The following is a 25697-nucleotide window of genomic DNA, read 5'->3' as shown; positions in this document are numbered from 1 at the left end:
GCGAGCCAGGCAATGAGCGAGACCGCGATCGAAACCAGCGTGCAGGAAATCGTCGAAGCCTGCGACCGGCAACGTCTGATCCAGGCGATGAGCACCGGCGTGCCGAAGGATCTGGCCGCGGCCTATGCGATCCAGGATCGTCTGTTCCAGCGGCGCTCCGACGGGAAGGCGGCGGGCTGGTTCGCTTCCGCGACCAACCGATCGATGCTGCACCAGCTGGGCCTGACGGAGCCCTATGGCGCGCGGTGGCGCGGGGGACGCTTCCTGCGCTCGCCGGCGACGATCCGGAGCCCCGGCGAGCTTCCCGTCGCGCTGGAGGCCGAGATCAGCTTCCAGATGGCGCGGGATCTGCCGCCGCGGGGCCGCCGCTATGAGGAGGCGGAGGTCGTCTCGGCGGTCCGCAGCGTGCATCCGAGCGTGGAGATCGTCATCAGCTGTTTTCGGGACTGGATGAACCAGGCGCCCCTCAATCTGATTGCCGAGGGCGGCATCGACCAGTTCCTCGTTCACGGCGCCGGGCTCGAGGATTGGCGGCACCTGGATCTGGCGAGCCTGCCGATCGCGGTGACGGTGAACGGACAGCTCAAGGCCGCGGGCAGGGGGGCGAACGTGCTCGATGGGCCGGTCAGCGCGATCACCTGGCTCGCCAATCACGCCGCCGGCCGGGGCGAGGGGCTGAAGGCGGGGCAGATCTGCAACACGGGCATGTGCGCCCCGGTCTATTTCGCGAAGCCAGGCGACGAGGCTCTTGTCGATTTCGGTCCCCTGGGCCGGGTCGAGGTTTCCGTCGTCTAGCTCGAGGGCAGGGTGAGGTTGGAGGAAGGATCATGACAGCCGCGATCGACGTGATTCCGACCGGAGCGGCGCTCGGCGCCGAGGTCCGGGGCGTGGACGTCTCACGGGAGCTGGACGCCGGCGGCAAGACCGCCATCAAGGCCGCCTACCTGAAGCACAAGGCGATCTTCATTCGCGGTCAGCAGCTCGATGACGAGCAGCTGCTGGCGTTCAGCGCGATCTTCGGGCGCGTGCTGCGCGACGACCGGCCGGTCGACTACCACCGCGAGCTCGACACCAGATATCCCGGCATCGTCGATGTCGTCTCCAACGTGGAGATCGACGGCAAGCCCATCGGCGCGCTCGGCAGCGGCGAGGCGATCTGGCACAGCGACACGATGCCGATTCCCAACTCCGCGCTGATTCTCCATGGCCTGGAGATCCCGGCGCGGGGCTCGAACACGCGCTTCGTCAACATGACGGCCGCCTATGCCGCGCTGCCGGAGGATTTCAAGCAGCAGATCGACCGCCGCATCGTCATCCACGGCCGTACCAACTACGACCTGGTCAAGAAGGACAAGCCGGAAAAGATCGATCCTTCGCAATCGCCCGGACCCTGGTTCCCGCTCGTCCGCACCCATGGCGACACGGGCGAGAAAAGCATTTTCCTGGGGCGGCAGGGTGACGGCTACATCGTCGGTCTCCCGGTCGAAGAGAGCAACGCGCTGCTCGAACGCATCTGGAATCACGTCACGCAGCCGAAATTCCAGTGGGAGCATGAATGGCGGCAGGGCGACGTTCTCGTCTGGGACAATCGCTGCACGATCCACAGCCGGGGCGCCGTCATTCCCGGGGGGCGCCGTCGCCTGCACCGTACCACCGTCGAAGGCGAATGGCCGCGCTGGTGACACATGAAGATCCTGCCTGATGAGAGAAACGGACATGGTCTCTAAGCCCGTTGCGTTGATCACGGCGGCCGGCGGCGCCCTCGGGACGGCCTGCGCCACCGAGCTCGCCGAGCGCCAATACGAGCTGGTGATGATGACGCGCTCCGAGGCGGCGGAAGAGCTTGCCGACCGCATCGGCGGTGTCGGCCTGCGCGGCTCGGTGACGGAAGAGCGCGATCTCGCCCGGATGGTCGAGACCGCGCTCTCGCGCTTCGGCCGGATCGACGCCGTGGTCAACAATACCGGCCACTCCCCGAACACGGGCGTGCCCGGAACCGGCGGGCAGTTCGATCCCGACGCCGATCTCAAGCTGCTGTCGCTCACCGACGACGCCTGGCGGCAGGCGATGGACATGATCTTCCTCAATGTCGTGCGCATGTCGCGTCTCGTCACCGAGACGATGGTGAGGCAGGGCGGCGGAGCGATCGTCAACATCACGAGCTTCGCGCAGAAGGAGCCGAGCTTCGCCTATCCGACCGGGTCCTGCATGCGCATGGCGCTGGCGGGATTCGTGAAGCTGTTCGCGGATTCCTACGGCGCGTCCAATGTCCGCATGAACAACGTCCTGCCGGGCTTCGTCGAGAATTTCCCGTTCGAGGAACGAATCAAGCGGCAGGTTCCCATGTCCCGCCCCGGCAGCGTGCAGGAAGTGGCCAAGACGGTCGCGTTCCTGCTGTCGGCGGATGCGGGTTACGTCACGGGCCAGAACATCCTGGTCGATGGCGGGCTCAACCGCGGGCTCTGACGCGGGGAATGAAATCTGAATTCAAGGAGTATCAATGCCGGTCAAACCAAATGCGTTTGCCTCCCGCCTGGCCAAGGGCGACGCGCTCGTCGGCACCTGGGTGATGCTGGCGCGCAATCCGGCCGTCCTCCCCATGCTGAAGAGCACGGGGCTGGATTTCGCCAAGGTCGACATGGAGCATACGCCGATCTCGCTCGAGGCCGTCGCCGACATGGCGATGGTGGCCCGCGGTCTGGATTTCCCGCTGGTGGTCCGCCCGCCTGAAGGAAGCCGGGTCTGGATCACCCGGCTGCTCGATGCCGGCGTCTGGAACCTCTATATCCCCCAGATCCACAACCCCGACATGATGCGCGACATCGTCACCGCCGCGCGCCACGCGCCGCTGGGCAACCGGGGCACGTTCGAGCCGGGTCCCCAGAACGACTACACCCTGCCGGACGAAGCGACCGGCGATCTCGGCTTCCTGAACGGGCAGGTCCATCTGACGGTGATGCTCGAATCGATCGAGGCCTTCCGCAATCTCGACGACATCGTCTCGATCGAGGGCGTCGATGCCTTCGGCATGGGGCCGGCCGACCTGGCGCAGGAGCTCGGCATCTATGGCACGCCGCGCGAAGCGGGCGTGATCGAGGAATACAAGGAGCGGCTGGCCGAGGCCGTCCTCAAGCAGGGCAAGGTGCTGGAGATGGGGACCTGGTCGCTGGAAGAGGGGCGGCACTGGGTCGAGCGGGGAGCCCGGATCATCACCTACAAGACCGACACCACCGCGCTCAGGGACGTCTTCAGCGGCGTGGCGCGGGATTTCCAGTCGCACATGCCCAAGGCGGCAGAGTAGCCCACCCGTGAGCAGGAGCCCTTCATGCCCCCCGACCGGCATCCTGTAGCGGGATCGGAGGCGATCTTGTCCCGGGAAGCCGAAACCAGATCCGAAGCGAGCCCGGGCCGGCCGGCCCTGGTTTCGTTCCATGGGGTGGAAAAGAGATTCGGCGCCCTGCGGGTGCTGAACGGCGTCAGCTTCACGGTGAAGCCCGGCGAGAAGCTCTCGCTGATCGGGCCGAGCGGCTCGGGCAAGACGACGATCCTGCGCATCCTCATGACGCTGGAGGCGATCGACGGCGGATCGGTCCGGGTCGATGGCGAGGAGATCGGCGCTTCGGTTCCCGGCCGCCGGCCTTCGCGCGGCGACCGCGACGCGCTGCACCGCATCCGCTCCAAGGTCGGGATGGTTTTCCAGCACTTCAACCTGTTCCCGCATATGAGCGTGCTGAAGAACGTGACGCTGGGCCCCATGCTCACCAAAGGCGTGGACAAGGCCCAGGCCGAGGCCGCTGCCGTCGACCTGCTGACGATGGTGGGGCTCGCGGACAAATGCCATTGCCGGCCCGACGAACTCTCGGGCGGCCAGAAGCAGCGTGTCGCCATCGCCCGGGCTCTCGCCCTGCAGCCCAAGGTGATGCTGTTCGACGAGATCACTTCGGCGCTCGATCCCGAGCTGGTCGAGGAGGTGCTGAACGTCGTGCGCCGGCTCGCCGAGGAGACCGACATGACCATGCTGCTGGTGACGCATGCGATGAGCTTCGCGCGCGATTTCTCCGACCGGGTGCTCTTCTTCGATGGCGGGCGCATCGTCGAGGAAGGGTCGCCCGAAAGCATCTTCACCGTGCCCAGCGAGGAACGCACCCGTTCGTTCCTGCGCAAGATCATCGCGTCCGGGCAGGCCATTTGACCACCGGCCCTCTTCGGCAGCGACGAAGGGGCCATCCGCAGAACCGTGACCGTCATGGAAGCCGGCGCGGAACCATCACGAAGAAGACAGGGAGGTACGCATGAAGAACCTGATGAATGAGAATATGACGAGGATCCGGTCGATGTCCCGGTTGCGGGGAGTCCTGACGTTCCTGGTACTGCTGGGCATCGGCGGCATACCGGCGGCCAAGGCGCAGGACACGCTTGCCGAAATCCAGAAGCGGGGTTACGTCGAGATCGGCATCGGCGCCGGCGGCTTTCCCTATGCCGCCGTCGACCAGGACGGCAAGCCGATCGGTGCCGCGCCCGAGATCTCGATCGCGGCGCTGAAGCAGATGGGCATCACCGATGTGCGGCCGCAGGTCGTGGATTGGGGCGCCCTCATCCCCGGCCTGCAGGCGAAGCGATACGATCTCGTCAGCACCGGCATGTTCATGAATCCGCAGCGCTGCCAGGCCGTGCTGTTCTCCAAGCCGGACACCTGCAGCGTCGACGTCTTCATGGTGCCCAAGGGCAATCCGCTCAACCTGCACAGCCTGAAGGACGTCGCGGCCCACCCCGAGGTCAAGATCACCATGGCGCCCGGCTCCAACGAAGTCCGGATCGCGAAAGAGGCGGGGGTCGCCGAGGACCAGATGGTCACCAACACCGACGTGCAGAGCCGGCTGAAGCTGCTGCAGACGGGTCGCGTCAATGTCTGGATCGATCCGAGCGACACCTTCTCGGCGCTGCAGAACAAGGATCCGAATTTCGAGGTCATTCCGGTCGAAGGCGCACAGATCGCCTGTGCCGGTGCCGCCTTCCGCAAGGAGGACGCCACCTTCCGCGATGCTTACGACGCGGCGCTCACCAAGGTCCAGCAATCGGGCGAGTTCACCCGGATCTTGACCAAATACGGGTTCCCGGCGGATATCGCCCTGAAGGCGGATACGGCGCAGCTCTGCGCGGCCCAGTAAGTCACGGGCCTTAGGCAGGGGAGGCGGAGGAACGCCCAGCGTCCTCCGCCTTCTGCGCTTTCCTGAGAGGCGATCGCGGGCCGGGCCATGCCGAGCTCTTTGGACTATTACAGGCTGTTGATCGACGGGCTCTGGGTCACGATCGCGCTGACCCTGGCGTCGTCGGCTGTCGCCCTGGCCGTCGCCTTCATCGTCGGGCTCGCCGGGGCATCGGGGTCGCGTCTCCTGCGCGGCCTGGCGGTCTGCTACACCGGCTTCTTCCGCGGTACCTCGAGCCTGGTGCAGCTCTTCTGGGCGTTCTATGTCCTTCCTTTCTTCGGCATCGATCTGCCGGCCATGACGGTCGGCATCTTGGTGCTGGGGTTGAATGTCGGCGCCTATTCGGCCGAGGTCGTGCGCGGGGCCATCCTCGCCGTGCCCCGCGATCAGCATGAAGCCGCGCTTGCCATCAATCTCGGCCGCTGGCAGCGCCTGCGCCATGTGATCCTGCCCCAGGCGCTGCCGCTGATGCTGCCGCCTTTCGGCAACAACATCGTCGAGCTCCTGAAGATGACGGCAATCGTCTCGCTGATCACCATCAACGAGCTGACCTTCCAGGCTCAGGCGATCCGCTCCGCGACCGGCGAGACGCTGTTTCCCTATCTGGCGATCCTGGTCCTCTACTACCTCTTGTCGCTGGGCTTCACGGCGCCGGTGAAATGGCTGGAGGGCCGCTTGACCGCGCATCGTCGCGGGGTGTCCCGCTCATGAGCTGGGATTGGAACTTCGTCTGGCCTTATCTGCCCGTGCTGCTGCGGGGCACCCTGGTGACGGTCGAGGCGACGCTGGCCGGCACGGCCATCGCGTTTGCCGTCGGCATCCTCTTCGCCATCGCCGGCCAGGCCGAAAACCGCGCCATCCGGATCGCGATCCGGTTCACGGTCCAGTTCCTGCGCGGCACGCCGCTGCTGGTGCAGCTCTATGTGATCTTCTTCCTGCTGCCGGATATCGGCATCGTCCTGCCGGCCTTCCTGGCCGGCGTGATCGGGCTCGGGCTGCATTACGCCTGCTACATGTCGGAGGTGTTCCGGGCGGGCATCCTCAGCGTCGGCAAGGGACAATGGGACGCGGCCATGGCCACCAATCTGGGCCGGAGCCAAACCTGGATTCACATCATCCTGCCTCAGGCGATCCCCAAGATGATCCCGGCGCTCGGCAACTACGCCGTCGGCATGCTGAAGGAGGCGGCCCTGCTGTCGGCGATCTCGGTCCATGAGCTGATGTCGCGCGCGCTGGCGACCGGCAACGAGACCTACCGCTATACCGAGCCTCTGACCATGGCCGGGGTGATCTTCCTGATCATGACAATTGCCGCCACGCTGCTTCTCAAGCGGCTCGAGAAGGCGCTCGGCCCGGTTGCGGCGCGGTGATGAACCGGGGCTGACGCAAGCGGCGAAACGGTCGGCCCTCGCTCTTCATCGGCCTTCGAAAGAAAATTGGTCGGCTGACCAAAGCTGCCGGCCGGCAATGGCCGGCCCCTCATGCAGGGCCGTCGGCAAATGCAAGCCGGCGAAACGGCGGCGCACGCGGGAGTGTGCCGATTGCTGGCTTTCCCTACGGTTTCGACAGCCGGACGCGCCCCCGCACGGGCTGTGGGCTGTGGCCAAAGCCCCTTTTTCTAGATTTCCGCGAAAACTTTGCGCCAATCTAAGATGCCGCTTGGTCTGGTGGACCGCGCGCTATGATGAGTATCGAGCAGTAAACAGCCGGACGGTTAGTCGACCTCTATTTCTCTGTTGTGAGGAGAGGATTGAGCCCGTGTCGCAGCTTGTAGACGACGCCAAGCCGGCAGGTGTCACAGTCCTGGCGATCGCCGCCTCGGTGGCCGCTCATATCCTGGCTCTGGCCGTCCCCCTGGCCCTGCTTCAGATCTACGACCGGATCCTGCCGAACCAGGCCTATGCCACGACCTTCGTGCTGGCCGTCGGCGTGACCGTGGCGATCCTGCTGGAGGCGCTGCTGCGCTACGGCCGCGCCGTGCTGCTGGCCCATGTCGGTGCCGCGTTCGAGAGCCGCACCACCATCCAGTTGCTCGCCCATCTGCTGCGGAGCAATCCGAAGGCCGTGCAGGAGCTGGGCGTGCCGACGCTGACGGATGCGGTTCGGGCCGTCGGGCAGGTGCGCGATTTCTGGTCCGGCAACGCCGCCGCCGCGCTTCATGAGCTGCCCTTCGCCGCGATCTATATCGCGCTCATCGGCTATATCGCGTCCTGGCTGGCCTTGATCCCCCTGACGCTGACGCTGGTCGCGCTGATCGCCGCCCTGGTGATCTCGCGCGCCGCCTTCCGCGCGGTCCGCGCGGTGGACGCGGCGGAGACGTCCCGGCGCGACCTCGCCTGGGGCATCTTCGCCGGGCTGCCGGAGGTGAAGGCGATGGCGGCCGAAACCATGCTGACGCGCCGCTACCGCGATGTCGTGGCGCGGACCATGGAAGGGAACGCCCGCATCGAGAACCAGATGGCGCTGATCCGCGAGAATGGCACGCTCCTGGGGCAGATCTCGACGATCGCCGTGGTGGCCGCGGGCGCCTATATGGTGGTGCATGGCACCTTGACCACCGGCGGCCTCGCCGCCTGCACGCTGCTGGCGGGCCGGTCCATCGGCCCGGTCATGGGCGCCTTCGCCTATCTGAGCCGGCTCGGTTATCGCGACGTGGCGAAGCGCAAGATCGAGCGCGTGCTTTCGCTGCCGGAGGCGCCGCTCTGGCTGGGCCACGGCGAGAACATCTTCCTCGGCGGCACCATCGATATCGCGGGGCCGATGATCCGCAATGGGCCGGTCTCGGTCCCGCAAGGCAGCATCGTGCATGTCGACGCCGCCGATGCGCTCACCGCGTCCGCCCTGCTGGAATCCGTGGCCCGGCTCGACGATTCCTTGGGCCTGGAGATCAAGTTCGACGGCGAGCCCAGCACCGCCTATGACAGCGTAAGCCTCAAGCGCGGCATCGCCATGGTCACCGCCCGCACCGAGCTCCTCCGCGGCACGCTGCTCGACAACCTCACCCTGTTCAGTCCTCAATACAACGCCGATGCGATCCGGCTCTCACAGCGTCTGGGCCTCAGCGTCTTCGTCGACAGCCTGCGCCAGGGATTGATGACGCCGATGGCGCCGGGCGTCGGCATCAGCGTGAGCCCCGGGGTGGCGGTGCGCATCGGCCTGGTTCGCGCCCTGGTGCGCCGGCCGACGATTCTCTGCCTCGACGAGGTGGGCGGCGCGCTCGATCTCGACGGCATGCGCAAGCTTGTGGAGCTCCTGCGGGAGCTCAAGGGGCGCATTACGATCTTCCTGGTGTCGGGCAACCCCGCCTTGTTGCAGCTGGCCGATCAGAAGATCCGCATCGAGGCGGGAGGTGCGTCGTGAACGACGCCATCTCCACGGCGGCCGCCCCGCCGTCACCGGCGCCGGCCGCCCCGCCGCAGCCGTCGCTGCAGCCGCCGCAGACGGAGGGCTGGAGCGAAGCGGTCTGGCTGGAGCGGCTGGAAAAGGTCATCGGCCCCGAGCGCAGGGCGAACTCGCCTTCGGCCGTCGTGCTGGCGGAAATGCTGGTGGCGCTGGGCTGGCCCGGAACCAGCCGCAGCCTGGCCGCGCTCCTGCCGCCGCCCGGGGAGCCCATCACCTTGCCGCATCTCGAGCGGCTTCTCCGGGACATCGGCTTCGTGAGCCATCGCATCGTCGCCAGGGGCGACGCGTCGGATACGAGGCGGCTCAGGGCCGGCAGCGTGGCGCGTCATGGCAACGAGGTCGCCGTCTATCTGGGACAATCGGAGGGTCGGGATCGCTGGCTGATCGACCGGGAGGAGCGGAATTTCGCGCTGGCGCGCGGCGACACGATCCTGTCGGTCGATCCGGATCCCGGTTTCCATCCTCCCGACGAGGCCCGGCCGAACTGGTTCCGTGGCCTGTTCGAGCGGATGCGCGACGAGCTGTTCCAGCTCTTCGGCCTGAGCGCGGTCCTCAATTTCCTGGGGCTCGGAGTCTCGATCTATACGATGATCGTCTACAGCGTCGTGATCCCGTCGGGCACGGCCGACGCCGTCTGGGGCATCGCGCTGCTGTCGATCGTCACCGTGATCGCCGCCTGGCTGCTCAAGGTGGGGCGGCAGGTGGTCATCTCCCGGATGGGGAGCTGGGCCGGCGTGCGCATCGGCGAGGCCACGATGCGCAAGATGCTGAGCCTGCCCCTCGACATGTCGACCAGGCTGGGCGTGCTGAACAACGTCATCCGCATGCGCAGCTTCGAGAATGCCCGGCAGTTCCTGACCGGCGCCGGTGGCGCCAATCTCATCGACTACCCGTTCCTGGTGATCTTCGTGATCGCGATCGCCATCCTGGGCGGATGGCTGGTGTTCGTGCCGATCGTCTCGCTGATGCTGTTTGCGGCGATCGCCTTTCCCACCGCCGACTACGTCGCCAGCAAATCCACCGCCGCGGGCGTCGCATCGTCACGTCTCGAGGAGCATGCCGGGGCCGCCTTTCTGGGCATCAACGCCTTCTATCACAAGGGCGGCGGCAGCCTGTGGCTGGGCCGGTTCGCCGAATATGCGCGCGACGCGGCGCAGCGCAACTGCGAATACGCCATCGCCGTGGCCCGCGCCCAGGCGATCGGGCAGGCGCTCAGCATGCTCACCGTGCTGGCGACCATGTGCGTCGGCGTCGTGCTCGTGCTCCAGGGCATCATGAACGCGGGCGGGCTGGTGGCCGCCATGATGCTGATCTGGCGGATCACGACCCCGGCGCAGCAGGCCTTCAGCTCCCTGGTCCGGATCCGCCAGATCCGCAGTTCGGTGCGGCAGGTCGACCAGCTGATGGCGACCCAGGGCGAGCGCGCGGGCGTCGAGATCTCGAGCCCCGTGGGGATCACCAACGTCTCGATCGCCGCCGAGCGCCTCTATTACCGTCCCGACCCGGAGCACGAGGCGGTGCTCAACGGCGTCTCCTTCGCCGCGCCGGCCGGCGCGCGGGTCGCCGTCGTCGGCCCCAATGCCGGCGGCAAGACGGCGCTGCTGGAATGCCTGGCCGGGTTGCGGCGGCCGCAATCGGGCCGCGTGCTGGCGAGCGGGCGCGACATCCGCCAGTTCGACGCCACCGAGTACCGCGCCTGGATCGGCTATGTGCCGCAGCTCGTGCCGGCCTTGCCGGTCACGGTGCGCGAGTATCTGCGCCTGCGGGTACCGACCTTGAGGGACGAGGAGGCCTTGCAGGCTTTCGACCGGACGCTGGGCCCCGGCTGGAACAATCTCTACACCTTTGCCTGCGCGACCGAGAACATCCTCGACCGGCAGCTCAAGCCGTTCAACGATACCCATGCCGACATGAAATTTCGCTACCTGGTCGCCTTCGTCGCGGCGACGCTCGGCTCGCCGCCGGTGCTGCTGCTGGACGGCGTCGGCCTCGGCGGCGATCCGGAGTGGGAGAAGAGGATCGAGCGCTATCTCGACTCCATCCGGGGGCGGACGACGGTGATCTGGATTCCCTATTCGACCGCCCATATCCAGAGCAGCGACCAGATGGTGGTCATCGAGCGCGGCAACGTGCTCCATGTCGGCCCGACCGCCCAGGCGCAACCGGCCGCGCAGCCCGTGGCCAAGATCGGATAGGAGGGTGGGCATGGACGCCAGGGCCGGAAAGAGCATCGCGGTCGCCATCGCCGAGGAGCGGCGTCCGATCGCGCAGATCGGCAGCGATATCGAATATACCCGGGTGACGCGCGGCGTCCGCCTGCTGCTGATCGGCGTCGTCGGCGTGGTGGCGACCCTCGTCATCCTGTCGCTGTTCGTGAAGATCGAGGAGGTGGCGCGGGCGCGCGGCGAGTTCGTGCCGGTGGGGCGCATCCAGGTGATCCAGACGGCCGAAGGCGGCGCGCTCGAATCCGTGCTGGTGCGCAACGACCAGCAGGTGCAGCGGGGCGATCTCATCGCCAAGTTCCGGAACGCCAACCTGATGAGCGACCTCGCCCGTACCCAGTCCCGCATGGCCTATCTGGAGATCCAGATCGAGCGGCTCGGCGCCTTCGCCTCCGACCGGCCGCCGAACTTCGTGCGCTTCAAGGAACAGTATGGCGGCATGGTGGAGGAGGCGGAGGAGCTGAACGCGCAGCTCGTGCGCCAGCGCAGCAGCAACATGGAGCAGACCGACCGCCAGATCGACGAGGAGAAATGGGCGTTGGCGGCCGCCCAGAGCGAGATCCCGGCGGCGAAATCCAGCCTCAACGCCACGCGGGACCTGCTGGCGCGCACGCGCGAGGGCGTGAGGCAAGGCGTCATCGCCATGAACAGGCTCGCCCAGGTCGAGGAGCAGGCGGCCCAGTCCGAACGGACCTACACCCAGCTCGTGACCTCGCTCGACCAGCACGGGGCGCGCATCAAGAGCCTCGAGGCGGAGCGGGCGGTGATCTGGGCCAAGGCCGCGAGCGATGCCCGCACGCAGCGGTCCGATCTCATGGCGCAGCTGGACGAGCTGAAGGCGACGCAGGCGGCGTACGAAAGCCGCTCCGTCGATATCGAGGTCAAGGCGCCCGTCACCGGCATCGTGCAGAAGATCTCGGAGACGCCGATCGGCACGGTGATCCCGCCGGGCGGGACGGTGTGCGAGATCGTGCCGACGGAAGGCGGCGTGCTGATGAAGGCGCGCGTCGCTTCCCGCGATATCGGCTTCGTGCAGGTCGGCCAGGACGTGGTGGTGAAGTCGGACGCCTTCGACTATGGCCGCTTCGGTTCCGTCGCGGGCAAGCTCGTCCGCATCGCGCCCTCGAGCGCGCCGACCGACAATACCCAGGCGCCCTATTTCATGGTCGAGATCGAGCTCGATCAACCCTACGTGGGCACCAACCCGACGCACGTCCTCACGCCGGGCATGACCGGGGAAGCCGTCATCCTCACCGGCCGGAAGACGTTGTTCCAATATGTGCTGAAGCCGATCTACCTCACGTTGGACACCGCCCTGCACGAGCGCTGAGGCCGGTTCCCGACGGTCATGGGAATTTCGCCAAGCGAGCCGGCGGGCCGCTGCTATAGTCCTGCGCCCGTCCCGAGGGGCGGCGGCTCGGAGGCCGTCTCTCGGTCGGTCCGGTCCCGGCCGGCGAAACCGCGGCACCATGCAGGAAAGGCCATGTCGGATCGCATCTCGACCATCGAAGTCCGCCCCTCCACCGAAGCCGACGTGCCGGCGATGATCGACATCTACAGCCACCACGTTCAGCGCGGGGTCGACGAATTCGAGATCGAGCCCCTGCATCCCGAGGACATCAAGCGGCGGCGCAAGAACATGCTGAAACGCCGGCTGCCGCATCTCGTCGCGGAGGTGGAAGGCACCGTCGTGGGCTATGCCTATGCCGTCCCTTTCCGCAAGCGGCCGGCCTATCGCTACGCGGTCAAGCACTCGATCTATGTCCATAAGGACCACCTGCATTCGGGGGTCGGGCGGCGCCTCCTCCCGGCCCTGATCGCGGCCTGCGCGGGGGCCGGCTACCGGCAGATGATCGCCTATATCGACGGCGCCAACCGTCCCTCGATCCAGCTGCACGAGGCCTGCGACTTCCGCCAGGTGGGCCTGCTGCCGAGCGTCGGGTTCAAGTTCGGCCGCTGGACCGACACGATCATGATGCAGCGGCCCCTCGGGCCCGGCGGCACCGTTCCGCCCGGCGAGCTGCCCGGGCGTTGACGGGACGAACAGGGGGCAGGACGGCGACGGCCTCCCCGGGAGCGGGCGCCGGTCGGCTTCTAGCGCGGCTCGGTAAGGCGGGCCGCCGCGAGCGCCAGGATCTGCGCGACCGCGAGCGCGGCCGCCTCGCCGTCGGGGCCCGCGAACTCCGCGGCGCCCTCGTCGGTGTGGAACTTCCATCCGCCCGGCCGGCCGACGCCGATGAGCGCTGCCGGCACGCGCTGCGAGATGTTGCCGAAATCGGTGGCGAAAGGCAGCGGCGGCGGGTCCTTCACGAAGTCGCGTCCCGCCGCCTTGAACGCGTCCGCGACCGCCGCCGTCACCTGGGCATCGGGCCGCACCCCGCAATAGAGGCGGCCCTCGGACCATCGCGCGCCGGGCAGGGCCTCGCGCAGGGGCTGCGCCGTCCTGGCGATCCCGGCCTCGTCGTCGGCGAAGAGGAGGAAGGTCGCGGTCAAGACCAGGCCCGCTCCTTCCTCGATGTCGCCGTGAAGATGCACGTCCTCGGCGATGACGCGGTCCGGCGCCACCTGGTCGAGCGCCGCGCAGAGATTGCGCCAGGCGGCCATCGGCACCGTCACGACCCCCTGGCGCAGCGTGCGCGCGCCCGAGACGGTCACCTGGTCGCGGCGCATCCACAGCGAAGCCTGGGACACGGTGTTGATGAACTCGGGATGCACATAGAGCGCGGCGTCGATGCCGTCCCAGAGCCCGGCCGCGGCCGAGAGCGCCTTGCCGCCGCCGCGCGCGACGGTGCCGGGCGCATGGATCTCGTCGGCCGGGCAGCCGAACAGCACGACACGGCCCGCGAGGCGGTCGCGCAGGCTGGCGAGCGCCAGCGCCGCGGCGGTCGCACCGCCCGCGATCGGCCCATGCCCGCAGGAATGAACCGGCTCGATCCGGCCGTCCGGACGCACGGCGGCCACGGCGTCATAGAGCACGACGATGCCGACCGAGCGCCCCGGCCGCGCGCCGGTCAAGGTCGCGCGGAAGGCCGTCTCCATGCCGCCGACACCGCGCTCCACCTTGAACCCGCCGCCCGCGAGCGTCTGGGCCAGATGCGCCGAGGACGCATGTTCCTCATGGCCGAGCTCGGGATGGGCATGCACGAAGCGCAGGACCTCGCGCGCGGTACCGGCGCGCGCATCAACCGCCGCCATCACATCCTGGTCCGCGATCATGCTCGGCTCCCCCGCTGCGATTTCGTTGGCGTCCGGGGCACAAACTCTGCGACGCTTCCGCGCTCCTGGCAACCCTCGGCGCCCGCCATCGGGATTGATCCATGATCGACATTCCCTTCCGCCGCGACCTGGCGATCGAGTATGGCCGGCCCGACCGGCTGTCGCCGCTGGTCCGCCGGGTGACCGCGCGCAATCCCTCGGCCTTCACCTTCCTCGGAACCGGTACTTATATCGTCGGCCAGGGCGACGTCGTGGTCATCGACCCGGGACCCGACCTCGCCGAGCATCGCTCGGCGCTGCTCTCCTGTCTCGAGGGCGAGCGGGTGAGCCACATCCTGATCACCCATACCCATGAAGATCACTGCGGCGGCGCCCGCGCGTTCCAGGATCGCGTCGAGGCGCCGACCTACGGGTTCGGGCCGCATCCCGCGGACGAATCGCAGCCGGTCGAAGCCGGCGCCGACATGGCGTTCGCGCCCGATCATCGTCTCGCCGAAGGCGACAGCCTGGCCGGACCGGATTGGCGCATCGAGGTTCTGCATACGCCCGGCCATCTCTCGAACCATCTCTGCTTCGCGCTGGCCGAGGAGCAGGCACTCTTCACCGGCGATCACGTGATGGGCTGGTCGACCACCGTGATCGCGCCGCCGAACGGCCATATGGGGGCCTATCTGCAGAATCTGCGGCGCCTGACGGAGCGATCGGACCGGCGCTACTACCCGACCCATGGCGCTCCGATCGATGAGCCGCAGGCCTATGTCGCGGCGCTTCTGGAGCATCGCCGGCAGCGCGAAGCGGCGATCCTGGACTGCCTGCGCGCGGGCCGGACCCGGATGACCGACATCGTCGAGACGCTCTACCGGGACGTGCCCCGCCATCTTCACCCGGCGGCCGCGCAATCGGTCGCGGCCCATCTCATTCATCTGGCGGAGGAGGGGGTGATCGGGCCGGACCCTCTCGGCGGGACCCTGTCCGTCGAGCGCTGAGCGCGGGCGAGACGCCGTGCCGAGGGCAGGGCTCCGGTAAGCCGAAGGATCGAGAAGGAGAATTGGCTGGGGGACTAGGATTTGCAGCCGCCAACTAGGCAACCCACTGAAACCAAGGTTAAATCTGAGCCGGCGCGGGCATTGTGGGAGCACTGTGGGAGCACCGTCAAGGCGGTTGTGGGAGCCGATTTAGGGGCAGTCGCCTATCTTCCGCCCATCGGCTTAGTGCCTCTGCACCTTGGGTAGCGGGTGCAGCCCCAAAAGTGTTGCCCCTTCCGGCGGCCCTTCTTCGCGAGCCGGGCAGCCATCGGAGAACCGCAGACGGGGCATAGAGGGCCGGCGCGCGTGGCCGGCCTCGGTGGCGATGGCGGATTGATCCTTTGCGCCTCTGCCCTTTGTGCTGCGCGTCGGGCGCTCTCTGCGTTCTCCGCCCTCATATGGAGGGCATAGCCAACGCCGCCTCCAGCCAACAAGGCGAGAAGGGCAGACAACGTGCCCTTTCCATGAGCGACGCCGCCATGATGGGAGCAAGCCCCTTGCTTCCCGATGGAGTGGGAGGGCCAGCCATCCTTGCACACGGTCGGCCCCAGCACCGACCGCATTACTGTCAGCACTGCGAAGAAGACCGCAACACCTACAAGGCCGTGTCGTAGAGCCACCGGTTGGCCAGGGTGCTAAGTTAGTGAGCCAGCTCCTTCATCTTTTCGATTGCCTTGCGAGCCTTACCCTTTGCCTCTCCACCGATGTCTAGCGCGAGTATCTGTCCGCCCCTGACATTCTGCTTTCCGGTGCCAACGACCTTGAAGGTGTGGGGCGACACCTCCTCTACGGTAAGAGAGCATGAAACGCCGCTCCATGAACCCCAGCTCATGCCCGTTTCAAAGGTGACAAGCCCGAGATTCTCGTTGGCCTGGTTCAGCTTCCAACCCAGATCTTGGACGGCGCGCATTGCCAACTTGACCATCAAACCCATAGTGCCGCTGAACGAATCCGTCGTTGGGTCATAGCGCACCGAATCCGGTACACTTGCCGGCATCTGAGCCGACACAGGAGCGCCACACCCTGGACAGCTTGCGGCCTTGTCTGAAATCTCGCGTGAACATTCGATGCATTTAATCAGTGCCATATTGTCCCCCGTTTTGCCCCCAAAAGGGTTGCCACTCAAAGGCGCGTAAAGTGCTCTCAGTTGTTGTGCCGCCAGTCCCACGGCCACTCAAAGCTGCCGGCCCACACGCCAAGCTTGGCGCTCTTGGCCGTGTCCTCCTGCTGAACGTAGTCCTTGCTGTAATGCCGATAGGCAACGGCCCAGCCTTGCGCGACCATCCACGCGTTCAAGTCCTCGGCGCCCAGATGACAGACGGCCACCGTCCGTCCATAGCGGTCTATGTCGCGTGCGTCGCAAGACACTGTGCCGGCGCCGATGTGGTCGGCCAGTGCAAAGGCTGCCTTTTGCCCGCAGCGGTAATCCTTGCCGCTAGCGTCCTTGCAGAGTTGGCGACCTTCCGGGGCATCTATCCCGAATAGCCGTATCCTCGTGCCGTGTATCTCGATGGTGTCCCCGTCGATCACTGAGGCGCGCCCTTGTAGGTCGGCGGCCCAGGCTGTGGCGCACATCAGGAGGGCAAGGAAGGCTGTAGAAGCGGCGCGAATCATGGTGGTATAATACAACCACTGCGGCTGTTCCGAAAGTGTGAACAATGCTAAGGGGCGGGGGGCTACAAGATGACGGAAGATCAAGAGAGCACTAGGAATCTGGTGCTCAATGTGCTTGCGAAATCAGATAAGCCTGCGTTGGACGCTGCGGTTGCATGGATTGTGCGCCTGCTTCAACAGAGCGAGCGGAATGAGGACGATCAACGGGCGCAGAAGCAAGCCGTTTCTCTAATCTACTTACTTCTTGGCGCGATAATTGGAGCCGGGCTGGCCACTGAGCAGTATGTGTTGGTGCTTCTTGGGGCGGCCCTAGCTCTCCCACCGCTCCTTAGCAAGTGGGCAAGAGACTTCATCGCGGACGTGGGCTGGTTGGGTGTAGCCGGCTTTGTAGTCGGCTTAGGGGGCTGGGTGTGGTTTATCTATTGCCTAGGGGATAAACGGTTCTCCCTTGCGGCGTTGATTCTGCCGACAGTAGGTATGTGGGGGGTGGGCATGTTCATGCTGACTAGAGGGATGAACCGCCAGAAGGCGAAGACCGCTGCGCGTCAGCAGTAGTGGGGCTGGTCACTTGCTTCGCGCGGCTAGGGGCGGCTTGCGAAAACAACAGATTCGGTTTGTTAGCGCATAATGGGGTATCCGATGCGTCGAGAGAAGCCATTCTCGCTAGAAGCCCATGTTGCAGCGGGCCATGATCGTTGTCCCTCTCGTTGAGAAGAGGGGAAGGGCCGACCTAGTTTCCCGAGCGACCCCCGCCACTACCTCAGTAGGACTAGGGCTAGTCGGAGTGGTGTTCCGACTAGCCCATTCCATTTGAGTGTTCGGCAAGGCGACTTTACTCTAGGGGTCTGTTGCTGATGCGGAAAGAGACCCCGACAAAGCAAATGCGCCACCATAGCCCCGGTTGTTGATGAAGGCGGCCGGAGATTCGCTGGCGTCGCGGTGGAAGTAGTACGCCGGTTGCGTTCCAAAAGGCAGCGCTCCCTGGTTGCCAAGATCCACCGGGTGCCCACTCGCGCTGATGAATTTGCGTCGATTGGCAGCGACGGTCAGGTCAAGCGCGTTCTTGATGTCCAAGAAGAACTCGGCCATGTCGCCCTGGACTTGAAATGCCGGGGATGCGCCTGTAGCGGATGACAGGCGCACAAGACCGTTAGAGGTCCAGTCGATTATCTGAGAGCCCGAGACGGTAGATGTGCCGGCTGCTGCATCCTGGATATAGAGTTGAAACACGCCGGTTGCTCCCGACACATCGCAAGAGGCGAGGATATGCTTCCATCCGGAGCCCGCCACAAACGATGCGGTCGAGGTCACATCTGCAACAGTGGTCGTGCCGTGCCTCGCGCTGATGTTGTACTTGTTTCCGGTAGTGCGCTCGAACGTGAGCCGCTGGCCGCCGCTACCTTCGATGCGGAACGGAACCTGACGAAGTCCGTCGCCGCCCGTCAGATTGATCCATGCGGACAGAGTAAATTTCGCCGAGTCAGCGACGCCGTCGATACCGGTTCTGCTCAGCGCCGCTGCACCGTCAAAATGCGAACCGGCCGCCGAAAATATCCATGGGCGGGCGAACATGAACGGGTTTACGAGGATGCCCATTACGTCTACCCACCGCTCTGCTCTGGCGCTGGGCACGGTCGCCGGCTTGTGTGGTTCCATTTGTCACGCGGGATATCGGTCATTCTTGCTCCTACTGCTTTCGGCGTTTCTAGATTTGTCGGAATGGGTGTCGAGCCGAAACGCCCCACCCTCTACCTTGCCCAAGATTGTTCTACTTTCGAGTCCAGGGTTTGGTCAGAAAGTGGGGCGCGCGGCGGGTCAGATGTCGAAGCCCCGTACTGGCACTTGCAGTTGCCATATCGGGCCATGATTGGCGAACCGCAGGTAGACGGCTTTTAGTCCCTTATAGGTGGCCTCGATGCGTTCCGTGACCGCGCCCCAAGCTCGCGGCGGAACAAACGTCATGCGGTAAGCGTCGCCAACAGGTTGGTCCTTGGCGCGCTCATGGGCAGCACCGGCCTTTCGCTGAAATGAGGCGAAGTCCTGGGTAGCCCGCTGGGTGAACCTCGCAAGATCGACGCCGTTCATCGCCGTGTCGCTCGGTTGTGGTGACAGCGATCCTGGTACCTGCGCAAGTCAGCTTTGGCGGCCTTGACCGCCGCATCACCAAACATGAAGCCCGCTGTCAGGCTGTACCTGAAGGCGTCCTTGGACAATACGGTGGACTGCGGCGACTTCGCGTAATTCCGCCACTCCGCAAGTAGACCCTGTATCCGGTGACCCTCAGAGGAGAGAACGGCAGCCCGTGCAGGGATCATCGGCGACCGCGCCGCGACACGGTGACAAAGCCCGACCGGATCGCGGACTTCCAATCGACCTCGCCGTGAGGCGTTCGCAGGATCACGCGACCGTCGCGCTCGTAAGCGGTCACGCCCTCGGGCATCTCGGCATTGAGGATCAAGCCGGGGTCGATTGAGGGCAGATCCGCAAGGTAGTCCTGAGTGAGCGCGCGGAACCCGGCGCCTTTGTCGTCTTCAGCGATGGACCGCATTGCAGCCTTCAATGCCTTCGGGTTGTTCGTCCGCGCCCAAGTAGCTACGTCTTGAAGCTCGACCGGCGCCACCTGTGCGACGGCCTTTGCTGCCTGATCGCTGAATTTTGAGACGAGGGCCTCAACCATCCCCGCCGCCTTGTCGGGGTCGACCTTCATGGAGCTGGCCACGCGTTCCAAGGTGGCAGGGCTCAAACCGTGGCCGTCGATGATTTCACGAATGGCTGCGACGCGGTCCATTTCGCGGGTCTGGTCGATGATCGTCTGCGCCAGCTTCTCGCCTTCAGCGTCCAGTGCCTCACCGGCCTCTGCGCTTGGGGCGCTCGGCTGCTGTTGGTCGAACTTGTCAAAAGCGTTGGGCTGCGTCTTGGGCGCTTCGACGATGCGGCCGTCGCGGTCTTTGATCAGCGTGCCATCGCGGAGGAGGGTCTTAACTTGGAACTCGCCAGCGCCGGGCACCTTCACGATGCTGTTTTCGTCGATCTCACCCCGGCCGAGAGGGCGGCCTGAAGTAGTGCGGGCAGTGTCGAGCCAGTGGCCGTCACCTTCGGTCGGTGCATCGGAGGACTTGGTAACAGACGCGACCGTCTCCTGAATCATCTTCCCGTCACGAACCGTAACGCGGTTTAGGTCACCGACCCATTTGCCGGACGGTGCGGCTTGCTGGGGCGCCGGTTGTTCGGACGATCTCGCGCCAACCTGATAGCGGAAGCCGCCACCGGGCAGGGCCACGATCTGACCGCCATCGTCGTTGCTGTTGCTGTTCTCGTAGTCGTTACTCATTCGTTTGGTAGTCCTTCTATGGGGCCGGTTATCGTGCCGGCTAAGATCATGGTTAGAGCGGTTGGAACGGGGTTGGCGGCTTCGATCTTGGCCACCAGCTTGCGAGCGACCGAAAGGGCCACGACGCCAACGTGTCTGTTGAGCGCTTCGCTCAGCAGGTCGCGAACACCGGTCGTGATGCGGTCTTTACTCAGGTATTCGTGGCACCCGCGATGCATCGTCGTGACACGCTCCGGGCGGACGAGACGCAGGACGCGGATGGCAAGTTGGTGGTTGAAGTGCCGGTCACTGCGGAAGACCTGCGGGGACCACTCCCGGTAGGCATAGATGCCGATGACGATGGCCAGAATCTCGACCGGTGAGGTTTCCTGCCGTCGCAGCTTGACGAGCCACTTCAACAGACGGTCGTGGGCGGTTGACTTGCGGATGATCTCGGCTGGTGCCTGTCCACTTGCGTAGACCAGCGCCTCAAGCCAATTCAGGGCCGTGGCGATTCGCGGGTGGTCTTGGTGTCTTTCGAGGTAGTGACGTGCGTCTTTGACGAACGGCTCGAATTCACGGCGCCGGATGGTGCGGCCGAGGGGATGGCCGGTCTCTTGGGCTCGCCTATCGTGGGCTTCGCACCACTTCCCGAAATGCTGCCTCGGGAAATGGCATCCCGAGACTTCGCACGTTCGCGCCTTCGCTGCACATTCCGCCAACCGCTGACGGATGGGCGTCGTCATCTTTCGAGCGTGGAGACCTTGCAGTGTGTCGCACTGGGGTATTCTGCCTCGACCGCTGTGATCGCTTTGACGAACAGGTCGAGTAGGTGGGGGCGATGTTTCAAGCCCTTCAGCTTCAGCAACACCTTTCCGGCCCTGTCGAGTTGGCGGGCGGCTGCTTCGCCCTCGGGAGACACGGGCTTGTTGTCGGTCATGGTCGTTTCCTTTGCATGGTTACGGATCGGGGAGAGCGGGCAGGGGGTCACCAAAGAGGGGGCGGATGGGTTCCGCTTCACTGTCCACTTCGGGAAGCCCGTTGAGCACCTTTGCAAGGGCGACGTGTTTGCTCTCGCCGATACGGTCAAGGGATTCGTTGGTGACCTTGTTGTCGGTGAGAAACTGGCGAGCCACGTTGATCATGGCCGCCTTGTGGTCTTCCTTTTCGGGAGACTCCAAGGACTGGGCGATGGCTTCGGCTGTGGCCCTCCAGATGCGCTCTAGGAGCGCCTCTCGGGCGGCCCGGCCAGTTAAAGGGGCGTCGTTCCCTTGGCTGTTGCCAAGGCTGGTCCCTTGCCTTCCGGCAAGGCTGGTCGCGCCCTCCCCAGCCGGGGGTGGCGTTTCGGTCATGGTTTCAGTTTCCTGTTGTTGGGGGCCCGCCGTCACAACGGCAGGGGCATGGAATGTGACAAGGCAGGTGGCCTGTCGATCGGCAGGGCTAGGTAGGGGCGGGGAAGGTCATGACCCCCGCATAAGCCTATTAGACATAAACGGGGGTCATCCGGCCCAACTTAACGACCTAAGCCGGGAGAATCTTATACGGGTGCGGTCTTTAATCCCCCGGGAACACGCGGACCAGAGAACGGCCGTTCATCGCCCACGGGACAGACTGTAGAGCAGCGTCCCGTGCCCTCTTGAAGGATTGAGCCGGCATCCCGTCCAACCCTGTCTTCCTCTTGAGGAACCGGATGGACACCATGTCGGTATCCTGGGGAAGCCCCCCAAGGAACCCCGCGATGGTGACAGCGGCAGCGTTACCCTTGGCGCCCTTGAAGCTGGTCGTCACGGATAGCCAAGGCTCGACCTTCACCCCAGGCATTACCTCCTGAAGGGTCTGAACGATGACCGGGTCCGCGTGCATCAGCCAGAGCGTCATTGCCTCGGCCATGCCATTGACCGCTGTCCGACAAGATCCCCGAGAGGCGGCCTGATAGGCGCAGTGGGCAGCCTCGCTCTGGATCAGGGAACGGATCAGAGCGTTGTCGATGTCCACCCCGATATTCCGGGTCTCACCGACAAAGGCGGCAGCAACGTCCTCCTCAGCTCGCATCAGGACGCCAGCAAGGATCACATGCTTGCAATGCGAGTAGTGATTGCTGCTGGTTTCCTGTCCCCAAGTGAGAACGGTGATACGATCACGCTCCTGTCCGCTGTGGTCAGTGACCTTGGCGTTGATGTCTATCCCAGCGTCTTCCAAGTCAGCCAGGAGGACAGACGCCATCGAGCGCTTGTCCTTCGGTCGAGGCTTGTAGGTGAAGACCAAGACCGCCTCGTCCTTCGGAATGTTGCGGATCACTTCGATCAACTCTCGCGAAACTGAACGCTCCTGACCAACTCCGGTCTTGAGGAGGTTTCGGGTCATGCCCGTCCGTCCTCCTGACCGCTTCATGAATTTGATAGTCGTCTGGTCAAAGCGCTTAATGCCAGAGAGGTTGATCCCGAGACTTGCAATAAGGGGATGCTCTCGCTCTGCATCAATGACGCCTTGGGTCGACCGCACTAGCTCTCTGATGGGGTGGGAGGCATCCAAGATGACGATGTTCTCCAACTCGTCAGGAATCGCCAGCCGATACGAGAGGACTCCCCCGAGACTGGTGGGGATGTAGCGGATGGGTTCATTCACGTAATCGAGCAGACGGGACACGGTCTCATGTCTGGTCCCGAGAAGACCACGGAAGGTCTCCATGTAGTCAGCCGAGAGGCTCGGAAACCGAAAGACAACCTCGGGTTTGCCGCTTTCCTTCAGCTCCTCCCTCTTTGCGAGGCAGAGGCCGATGCAACTGTCCAAGTAGTCGGCAAGGTCCACAAACTCAGGCTTATATCGGGCGACACGCTCAAGGGCACCGGCGCTCTCGTCTAGGGCGCACAGCGATACGCCACTGCTGTCCGACACGAATAGGCTTTCGTCCCATATGAGCAGATCACGCTGCATGTAGTCGGCAATCGCGCCATTCTGCCCTCGGACCCGAGCATGGGACACCAAGAGTATGGGACGGTCGTGTCCCTCTGAGGGTTCAGATGCGTAGTCGTCTCTTGCCTCGCCGGCCTTGATCTTCTCAGCGACTGAAGGCCAGTAGCGCTTGCTGTGGATCAGGCCGACATGCTCGGGGTTCACACCCTCTGCGATCATGGCGCGCTTCAGCTCGCACAGCGCTTCAACCTTGGAGGCAGATACAGCAATGGTCTTGGTCCCCGTCGAAGACAGGCTGCTGCCGGTCAGGTGCCGAACACCCTCCAGTGCAGCGCACAGAGCGACAATGGCAGTCGTCTTGCCCATGCCGGTGGGGAGTCCGAAGGCGAGACGCCCGTGGTCGGTGCCTTCCAGGCGGGCGACCATGGAGACGATTAGGGCCCATAGGGCGTTGTGGTGTTGCGAGCTAAGGCGGTTGCCGTGGCGCTCAAGGATGGACCTGAGGCGCCACATTGCTGTGGAGCGGAGGTGCTCCCAGAGGTTCGCCTCGGTGGGAATAGCCAGGGGGCTGCGCATCGAAGTCTAGGTTCCTCTGTGGGAGTGCGGGGCGGCTCAGTGCGTGTGCTTCAACAGCGCCGCGACCTCGGCAGCTTCCTGTTCCGGGCTGCCGTCTGCGGCGTCTAGGCGAGACATGAGCACCTCAAGCGCGCGGCGGACTACGATGGAAGCCGACACCGCCCGGCCACCAATGCGCGCGAGACGCGCCTGTGCGGCAGTGAGGTTGATCTCAGCGGTGTTGTCCAAAGTGTGATGCCGGATCGTGTAATTTCTGGTCTTCTTCTTCTTCATCGCCGACACGCGAGCGGTGTTGAACGCAATAGTCAGATCATTCATGGGGACTCCTCGGGGTAGGGTTGTGGGGCACCTGGCGTCCGACGCTCGGTGGTCGCCAAAGTCGCCTTGCCGAATGCTCAAAGGGGGAGACGGCCGCAGGTCGGGCCGCCAATGGGGTCGGGAGATTTGAAAGGCGCGCGGGCGCCAGATATTCACTCGGCGGGCGCTGGCGGCGGTTTCTCTGTGGTCAAAGGTCGGCGCTATTCGACCGGGCCGCCTTCTCTAGGTCAAAGGTGCGCCCTAATCGCCGCCTTGCCGCAACACGCGCCGCAACACCGGCCGGAAACTGGCGGGATCACCGGAGGCGCAGGGGATTTGTGATCCCTCGGAGGACGGCGCGCCGGCAACGGCTCCTCTGTGATCAATGGTGGGCCCCATTCCTCCCCCTCCAGGGCCCACAGCGGGCCCACCAGAAGCGAGAAGGGCGGCCCCTGCCGAGAGCCGCCCCCATCGAGACACGCGCCAGTGACTCGCTTTGGACTCCTACGCGGTCCTCTCAGTGGCCAGCTTCTTTGCCGGTGCCCAGATCACGTCAAACCTGCCGATCCACAGGAGTAGCTCGCCGCGTTCCCACTCTCGGGACAGGAACGGGCCGGTCCGGCGCTCTGAGCGCTGCCCGATGAAGACGGCACCGAGGAACGGGAGCTTGAGGTAGACGGAACGTGTGAACATGCGGTGACCCTCCAAGGGTTGGTTGGTGTCGCTCGGATGCGACCGAGGGTCTCCCATATGAGTCATTCGGATTCGGCCGTCAACGAATCCGCCAGTGGATAGAAGCGCGTTCCAAAAACCCCCGCGCACTACCTCCACGCAAGCGCTTGATCGGACTCACTTCCTGCGCGTGCGTTTTATGTGTTCCCAAAACACTTGATTATGGAACACCACCCACTCTAGCCTGTGGGCCAGTTCACAACGCGAGGGGATCACATGGTCGGGAAATCAAAGCGCGTGGCTCTGTACATCCGTGTCTCGACAGACGGGCAGACGACAGAGAATCAGCGCCGCGAGCTGGCAGAGGTAGCCGAGCGTCACGGATGGGACGTGGTTCAAGTGTTCGCAGACAAGGGCATCAGCGGCGCCAAGGGGCGCGACCAGCGACCCGCCTTCGATGCATTGTGCAAGGGTATCGCCCGGCGGGACTTCGACATGGTGGCGGCTTGGTCGGTGGACCGGCTCGGGCGCTCGCTGCAAGACCTAGTCGGTTTCCTCGGGGAGCTGCACGGGAAGCACGTTGACCTATATCTACATCAACAGGGCTTGGACACGTCAACACCAGCCGGGCGCGCCATGTTCGGGATGCTTGGAGTCTTCGCAGAGTTTGAGCGCGCCATGATCCGTGAACGCGTCACTGCGGGGCTCGCGCGAGCTAGGGCGCAAGGCAAGCGGCTAGGCCGGCCCCCAGTGGCGGACGGAAAGGCGGGCAAGGTTCGGGCTGCTAGGGACAAAGGGCTCAGCGTTCGGCAGATCGCGGACAAGCTCGGGATTGGAGTTGGCACGGTCCACCGCATTCTGTCTGCGGCGTAGCGCGGCGCCGGCCGTGGCCACCATGCGCCCAGGCTGCGAGACGAGAGGCACCCCACGGGGGGAAGCGCCGGCTCGACGCAATGCGTATGGGCTATCAGATTTTTGCGCCTGAAATTTGTGGTGTCACAAGGCGCACGCGATAGGGGCCGCTGAGTTGCCGGCAGGGACATCAATGGTTGATCGAGTGGGCCACGGGGGTAACGCGCGCCTTCCTCATCAGTGATGGCCGTCCGAAATCTGGCGCGAATAATTCCCACAAGATGGCCCTCCAGCCCTTTGGTGAAGCTAGAAAGTCATTTGTTTTCTACAACTTATCTCACGGCCACCTACCACATAATGAAATATCAGTCCACTGCCGCACTATATCTTG

The 25697-nt window shown here is 64.9% G+C and carries 28 protein-coding genes; 15 read left to right on the top strand and 13 right to left on the bottom strand.

Going from position 1 to position 25697, the window contains the following annotated elements; all coding sequences use genetic code 11:
• The first annotated feature begins 12 nt into the window (after window positions 1-12).
• The 12 genes from FRZ61_RS16550 to FRZ61_RS16495 all read left to right on the top strand — a co-directional run bounded on the left by FRZ61_RS16550 (window position 13) and on the right by FRZ61_RS16495 (window position 12866).
• Window positions 13-795, top strand: coding sequence for a 2-keto-4-pentenoate hydratase (locus FRZ61_RS16550; protein ID WP_151118773.1), 783 nt, complete (start codon window positions 13-15; stop codon window positions 793-795).
• Window positions 796-827: 32 nt separating this feature from the next.
• Window positions 828-1682 carry a TauD/TfdA dioxygenase family protein gene (locus tag FRZ61_RS16545; RefSeq protein WP_151118772.1) on the top strand — a complete coding sequence of 285 codons (855 nt, stop codon included), beginning with the start codon at window positions 828-830 and terminating at the stop codon, window positions 1680-1682.
• 34 nt (window positions 1683-1716) lie between these two features.
• Window positions 1717-2466, top strand: coding sequence for an SDR family oxidoreductase (locus FRZ61_RS16540; RefSeq protein ID WP_151118771.1), 750 nt, complete (start codon window positions 1717-1719; stop codon window positions 2464-2466).
• Window positions 2467-2500: 34 nt separating this feature from the next.
• A complete protein-coding gene (locus tag FRZ61_RS16535; RefSeq protein WP_151118770.1) occupies window positions 2501-3301 on the top strand; it encodes an HpcH/HpaI aldolase family protein in 801 nt (266 codons plus the stop codon).
• Window positions 3302-3367: 66 nt separating this feature from the next.
• Complete coding sequence (ehuA, locus tag FRZ61_RS16530; RefSeq protein WP_318526343.1) at window positions 3368-4192, top strand: ectoine/hydroxyectoine ABC transporter ATP-binding protein EhuA; 825 nt, start codon at window positions 3368-3370, stop codon at window positions 4190-4192.
• A 142-nt stretch (window positions 4193-4334) separates the two neighbouring features.
• Complete coding sequence (gene ehuB / locus FRZ61_RS16525; protein WP_191909061.1) at window positions 4335-5168, top strand: ectoine/hydroxyectoine ABC transporter substrate-binding protein EhuB; 834 nt, start codon at window positions 4335-4337, stop codon at window positions 5166-5168.
• An 87-nt stretch (window positions 5169-5255) separates the two neighbouring features.
• Window positions 5256-5918 carry an ectoine/hydroxyectoine ABC transporter permease subunit EhuC gene (ehuC, locus tag FRZ61_RS16520; protein WP_151118767.1) on the top strand — a complete coding sequence of 221 codons (663 nt, stop codon included), beginning with the start codon at window positions 5256-5258 and terminating at the stop codon, window positions 5916-5918.
• The gene (gene ehuD, locus FRZ61_RS16515; RefSeq protein ID WP_151118766.1) at window positions 5915-6577 is read left to right on the top strand and encodes an ectoine/hydroxyectoine ABC transporter permease subunit EhuD; all 663 of its coding nucleotides are present in this window, start codon (window positions 5915-5917) and stop codon (window positions 6575-6577) included. Before ehuC ends, ehuD begins: the two co-directional genes overlap by 4 nt.
• Window positions 6578-6965: 388 nt before the next feature.
• Complete coding sequence (locus FRZ61_RS16510; RefSeq protein ID WP_191909060.1) at window positions 6966-8567, top strand: ABC transporter transmembrane domain-containing protein; 1602 nt, start codon at window positions 6966-6968, stop codon at window positions 8565-8567.
• A complete protein-coding gene (locus tag FRZ61_RS16505) occupies window positions 8564-10804 on the top strand; it encodes an ATP-binding cassette domain-containing protein (protein ID WP_151118764.1) in 2241 nt (746 codons plus the stop codon). Before FRZ61_RS16510 ends, FRZ61_RS16505 begins: the two co-directional genes overlap by 4 nt.
• Before the next feature lie 10 nt (window positions 10805-10814).
• Window positions 10815-12161 (top strand): HlyD family type I secretion periplasmic adaptor subunit, encoded by a 1347-nt coding sequence (locus FRZ61_RS16500; protein ID WP_191909059.1) that lies wholly within the window; start codon window positions 10815-10817, stop codon window positions 12159-12161.
• 153 nt (window positions 12162-12314) lie between these two features.
• Window positions 12315-12866 carry a GNAT family N-acetyltransferase gene (locus FRZ61_RS16495; RefSeq protein ID WP_151118762.1) on the top strand — a complete coding sequence of 184 codons (552 nt, stop codon included), beginning with the start codon at window positions 12315-12317 and terminating at the stop codon, window positions 12864-12866.
• A gap of 59 nt (window positions 12867-12925) precedes the next feature.
• On the opposite strand, the gene FRZ61_RS16490 is transcribed toward FRZ61_RS16495, so the two are convergent.
• Entirely contained in the window at window positions 12926-14047 is a 1122-nt protein-coding gene (locus tag FRZ61_RS16490) for a M20/M25/M40 family metallo-hydrolase (RefSeq protein ID WP_151118761.1), read from the bottom strand.
• Between the two features lie 101 nt (window positions 14048-14148).
• Between FRZ61_RS16490 and FRZ61_RS16485 the strand changes: the two genes are divergently transcribed.
• Window positions 14149-15033, top strand: coding sequence for an MBL fold metallo-hydrolase (locus FRZ61_RS16485; RefSeq protein WP_151118760.1), 885 nt, complete (start codon window positions 14149-14151; stop codon window positions 15031-15033).
• Window positions 15034-15236: 203 nt separating this feature from the next.
• Here FRZ61_RS16485 and FRZ61_RS26960 read toward each other — a convergent pair whose 3' ends face one another.
• From FRZ61_RS26960 to FRZ61_RS16470, 3 genes are all read right to left on the bottom strand, one after another.
• Window positions 15237-15470: a topoisomerase DNA-binding C4 zinc finger domain-containing protein gene (locus FRZ61_RS26960; protein WP_225309266.1), complete on the bottom strand. Its 234-nt coding sequence runs from the start codon at window positions 15468-15470 to the stop codon at window positions 15237-15239.
• 242 nt (window positions 15471-15712) lie between these two features.
• A complete protein-coding gene (locus tag FRZ61_RS26650; RefSeq protein WP_225308845.1) occupies window positions 15713-16159 on the bottom strand; it encodes a hypothetical protein in 447 nt (148 codons plus the stop codon).
• A gap of 56 nt (window positions 16160-16215) precedes the next feature.
• On the bottom strand, window positions 16216-16701 hold the full coding sequence (locus tag FRZ61_RS16470; RefSeq protein ID WP_225308844.1) for a thermonuclease family protein: 486 nt from the start codon (window positions 16699-16701) through the stop codon (window positions 16216-16218).
• Between the two features lie 54 nt (window positions 16702-16755).
• On the opposite strand from FRZ61_RS16470, the gene FRZ61_RS16465 reads away from it, so the two are divergent.
• Window positions 16756-17241 carry a hypothetical protein gene (locus FRZ61_RS16465; protein WP_151118759.1) on the top strand — a complete coding sequence of 162 codons (486 nt, stop codon included), beginning with the start codon at window positions 16756-16758 and terminating at the stop codon, window positions 17239-17241.
• A 282-nt stretch (window positions 17242-17523) separates the two neighbouring features.
• Here the strand turns inward: FRZ61_RS16465 and FRZ61_RS16460 are convergent, their stop codons facing one another.
• From FRZ61_RS16460 to FRZ61_RS16420, 9 genes are all read right to left on the bottom strand, one after another.
• Window positions 17524-18282, bottom strand: a complete 759-nt coding sequence (locus FRZ61_RS16460; protein WP_191909058.1) for a LamG-like jellyroll fold domain-containing protein — start codon at window positions 18280-18282, stop codon at window positions 17524-17526.
• A 219-nt stretch (window positions 18283-18501) separates the two neighbouring features.
• Entirely contained in the window at window positions 18502-18771 is a 270-nt protein-coding gene (locus FRZ61_RS16455; protein ID WP_151118757.1) for a hypothetical protein, read from the bottom strand.
• A 226-nt stretch (window positions 18772-18997) separates the two neighbouring features.
• Complete coding sequence (locus tag FRZ61_RS16450) at window positions 18998-20017, bottom strand: hypothetical protein (RefSeq protein WP_151118756.1); 1020 nt, start codon at window positions 20015-20017, stop codon at window positions 18998-19000.
• Window positions 20014-20742, bottom strand: coding sequence for a hypothetical protein (locus tag FRZ61_RS16445; protein WP_151118755.1), 729 nt, complete (start codon window positions 20740-20742; stop codon window positions 20014-20016). Before FRZ61_RS16445 ends, FRZ61_RS16450 begins: the two co-directional genes overlap by 4 nt.
• The gene (locus FRZ61_RS16440) at window positions 20739-20936 is read right to left on the bottom strand and encodes a hypothetical protein (RefSeq protein WP_151118754.1); all 198 of its coding nucleotides are present in this window, start codon (window positions 20934-20936) and stop codon (window positions 20739-20741) included. Before FRZ61_RS16440 ends, FRZ61_RS16445 begins: the two co-directional genes overlap by 4 nt.
• A 19-nt stretch (window positions 20937-20955) precedes the next feature.
• Window positions 20956-21348 (bottom strand): hypothetical protein, encoded by a 393-nt coding sequence (locus tag FRZ61_RS16435; protein ID WP_151118753.1) that lies wholly within the window; start codon window positions 21346-21348, stop codon window positions 20956-20958.
• A 202-nt stretch (window positions 21349-21550) separates the two neighbouring features.
• A complete protein-coding gene (locus FRZ61_RS16430) occupies window positions 21551-23485 on the bottom strand; it encodes a hypothetical protein (protein WP_151118752.1) in 1935 nt (644 codons plus the stop codon).
• A 36-nt stretch (window positions 23486-23521) separates the two neighbouring features.
• Entirely contained in the window at window positions 23522-23803 is a 282-nt protein-coding gene (locus tag FRZ61_RS16425; protein ID WP_151118751.1) for a hypothetical protein, read from the bottom strand.
• Between the two features lie 483 nt (window positions 23804-24286).
• The gene (locus tag FRZ61_RS16420; protein ID WP_151118750.1) at window positions 24287-24475 is read right to left on the bottom strand and encodes a hypothetical protein; all 189 of its coding nucleotides are present in this window, start codon (window positions 24473-24475) and stop codon (window positions 24287-24289) included.
• Between the two features lie 276 nt (window positions 24476-24751).
• Between FRZ61_RS16420 and FRZ61_RS16415 the strand changes: the two genes are divergently transcribed.
• Window positions 24752-25327 carry a recombinase family protein gene (locus FRZ61_RS16415; protein ID WP_225308843.1) on the top strand — a complete coding sequence of 192 codons (576 nt, stop codon included), beginning with the start codon at window positions 24752-24754 and terminating at the stop codon, window positions 25325-25327.
• Window positions 25328-25697: the final 370 nt, after the last annotated feature.

The organism is Hypericibacter adhaerens, from assembly GCF_008728835.1.
Taxonomy (GTDB): Bacteria; Pseudomonadota; Alphaproteobacteria; order Dongiales; family Dongiaceae; genus Hypericibacter; species Hypericibacter adhaerens.
This window is presented reverse-complemented; position numbering and strand designations above follow the sequence as displayed.

Excerpts from the sequence above, each read along its gene's own strand:
- FRZ61_RS16420 (WP_151118750.1), bottom strand. The coding sequence starts at position 24,475 with ATGTTCACACGTTCCGTCTACCTCAAGCTCCCGTTCCTCGGTGCCGTC.
- FRZ61_RS16430 (WP_151118752.1), bottom strand. The coding sequence starts at position 23,485 with ATGCGCAGCCCCCTGGCTATTCCCACCGAGGCGAACCTCTGGGAGCAC.
- FRZ61_RS16500 (WP_191909059.1), top strand. The coding sequence starts at position 10,815 with ATGGACGCCAGGGCCGGAAAGAGCATCGCGGTCGCCATCGCCGAGGAG.
- FRZ61_RS16460 (WP_191909058.1), bottom strand. The coding sequence starts at position 18,282 with ATGGGCATCCTCGTAAACCCGTTCATGTTCGCCCGCCCATGGATATTT.
- FRZ61_RS16465 (WP_151118759.1), top strand. The coding sequence starts at position 16,756 with ATGACGGAAGATCAAGAGAGCACTAGGAATCTGGTGCTCAATGTGCTT.
- FRZ61_RS16425 (WP_151118751.1), bottom strand. The coding sequence starts at position 23,803 with ATGAATGATCTGACTATTGCGTTCAACACCGCTCGCGTGTCGGCGATG.
- FRZ61_RS16455 (WP_151118757.1), bottom strand. The coding sequence starts at position 18,771 with ATGAACGGCGTCGATCTTGCGAGGTTCACCCAGCGGGCTACCCAGGAC.
- FRZ61_RS26650 (WP_225308845.1), bottom strand. The coding sequence starts at position 16,159 with ATGGCACTGATTAAATGCATCGAATGTTCACGCGAGATTTCAGACAAG.
- FRZ61_RS16495 (WP_151118762.1), top strand. The coding sequence starts at position 12,315 with ATGTCGGATCGCATCTCGACCATCGAAGTCCGCCCCTCCACCGAAGCC.
- ehuB (WP_191909061.1), top strand. The coding sequence starts at position 4,335 with ATGTCCCGGTTGCGGGGAGTCCTGACGTTCCTGGTACTGCTGGGCATC.
- FRZ61_RS16435 (WP_151118753.1), bottom strand. The coding sequence starts at position 21,348 with ATGACCGAAACGCCACCCCCGGCTGGGGAGGGCGCGACCAGCCTTGCC.
- FRZ61_RS16485 (WP_151118760.1), top strand. The coding sequence starts at position 14,149 with ATGATCGACATTCCCTTCCGCCGCGACCTGGCGATCGAGTATGGCCGG.
- FRZ61_RS16445 (WP_151118755.1), bottom strand. The coding sequence starts at position 20,742 with ATGACGACGCCCATCCGTCAGCGGTTGGCGGAATGTGCAGCGAAGGCG.
- FRZ61_RS16440 (WP_151118754.1), bottom strand. The coding sequence starts at position 20,936 with ATGACCGACAACAAGCCCGTGTCTCCCGAGGGCGAAGCAGCCGCCCGC.
- FRZ61_RS16545 (WP_151118772.1), top strand. The coding sequence starts at position 828 with ATGACAGCCGCGATCGACGTGATTCCGACCGGAGCGGCGCTCGGCGCC.
- FRZ61_RS16540 (WP_151118771.1), top strand. The coding sequence starts at position 1,717 with ATGGTCTCTAAGCCCGTTGCGTTGATCACGGCGGCCGGCGGCGCCCTC.
- FRZ61_RS16450 (WP_151118756.1), bottom strand. The coding sequence starts at position 20,017 with ATGAGTAACGACTACGAGAACAGCAACAGCAACGACGATGGCGGTCAG.
- FRZ61_RS16550 (WP_151118773.1), top strand. The coding sequence starts at position 13 with ATGAGCGAGACCGCGATCGAAACCAGCGTGCAGGAAATCGTCGAAGCC.
- FRZ61_RS16490 (WP_151118761.1), bottom strand. The coding sequence starts at position 14,047 with ATGATCGCGGACCAGGATGTGATGGCGGCGGTTGATGCGCGCGCCGGT.
- ehuD (WP_151118766.1), top strand. The coding sequence starts at position 5,915 with ATGAGCTGGGATTGGAACTTCGTCTGGCCTTATCTGCCCGTGCTGCTG.
- FRZ61_RS26960 (WP_225309266.1), bottom strand. The coding sequence starts at position 15,470 with ATGAGGGCGGAGAACGCAGAGAGCGCCCGACGCGCAGCACAAAGGGCA.
- ehuC (WP_151118767.1), top strand. The coding sequence starts at position 5,256 with ATGCCGAGCTCTTTGGACTATTACAGGCTGTTGATCGACGGGCTCTGG.
- FRZ61_RS16535 (WP_151118770.1), top strand. The coding sequence starts at position 2,501 with ATGCCGGTCAAACCAAATGCGTTTGCCTCCCGCCTGGCCAAGGGCGAC.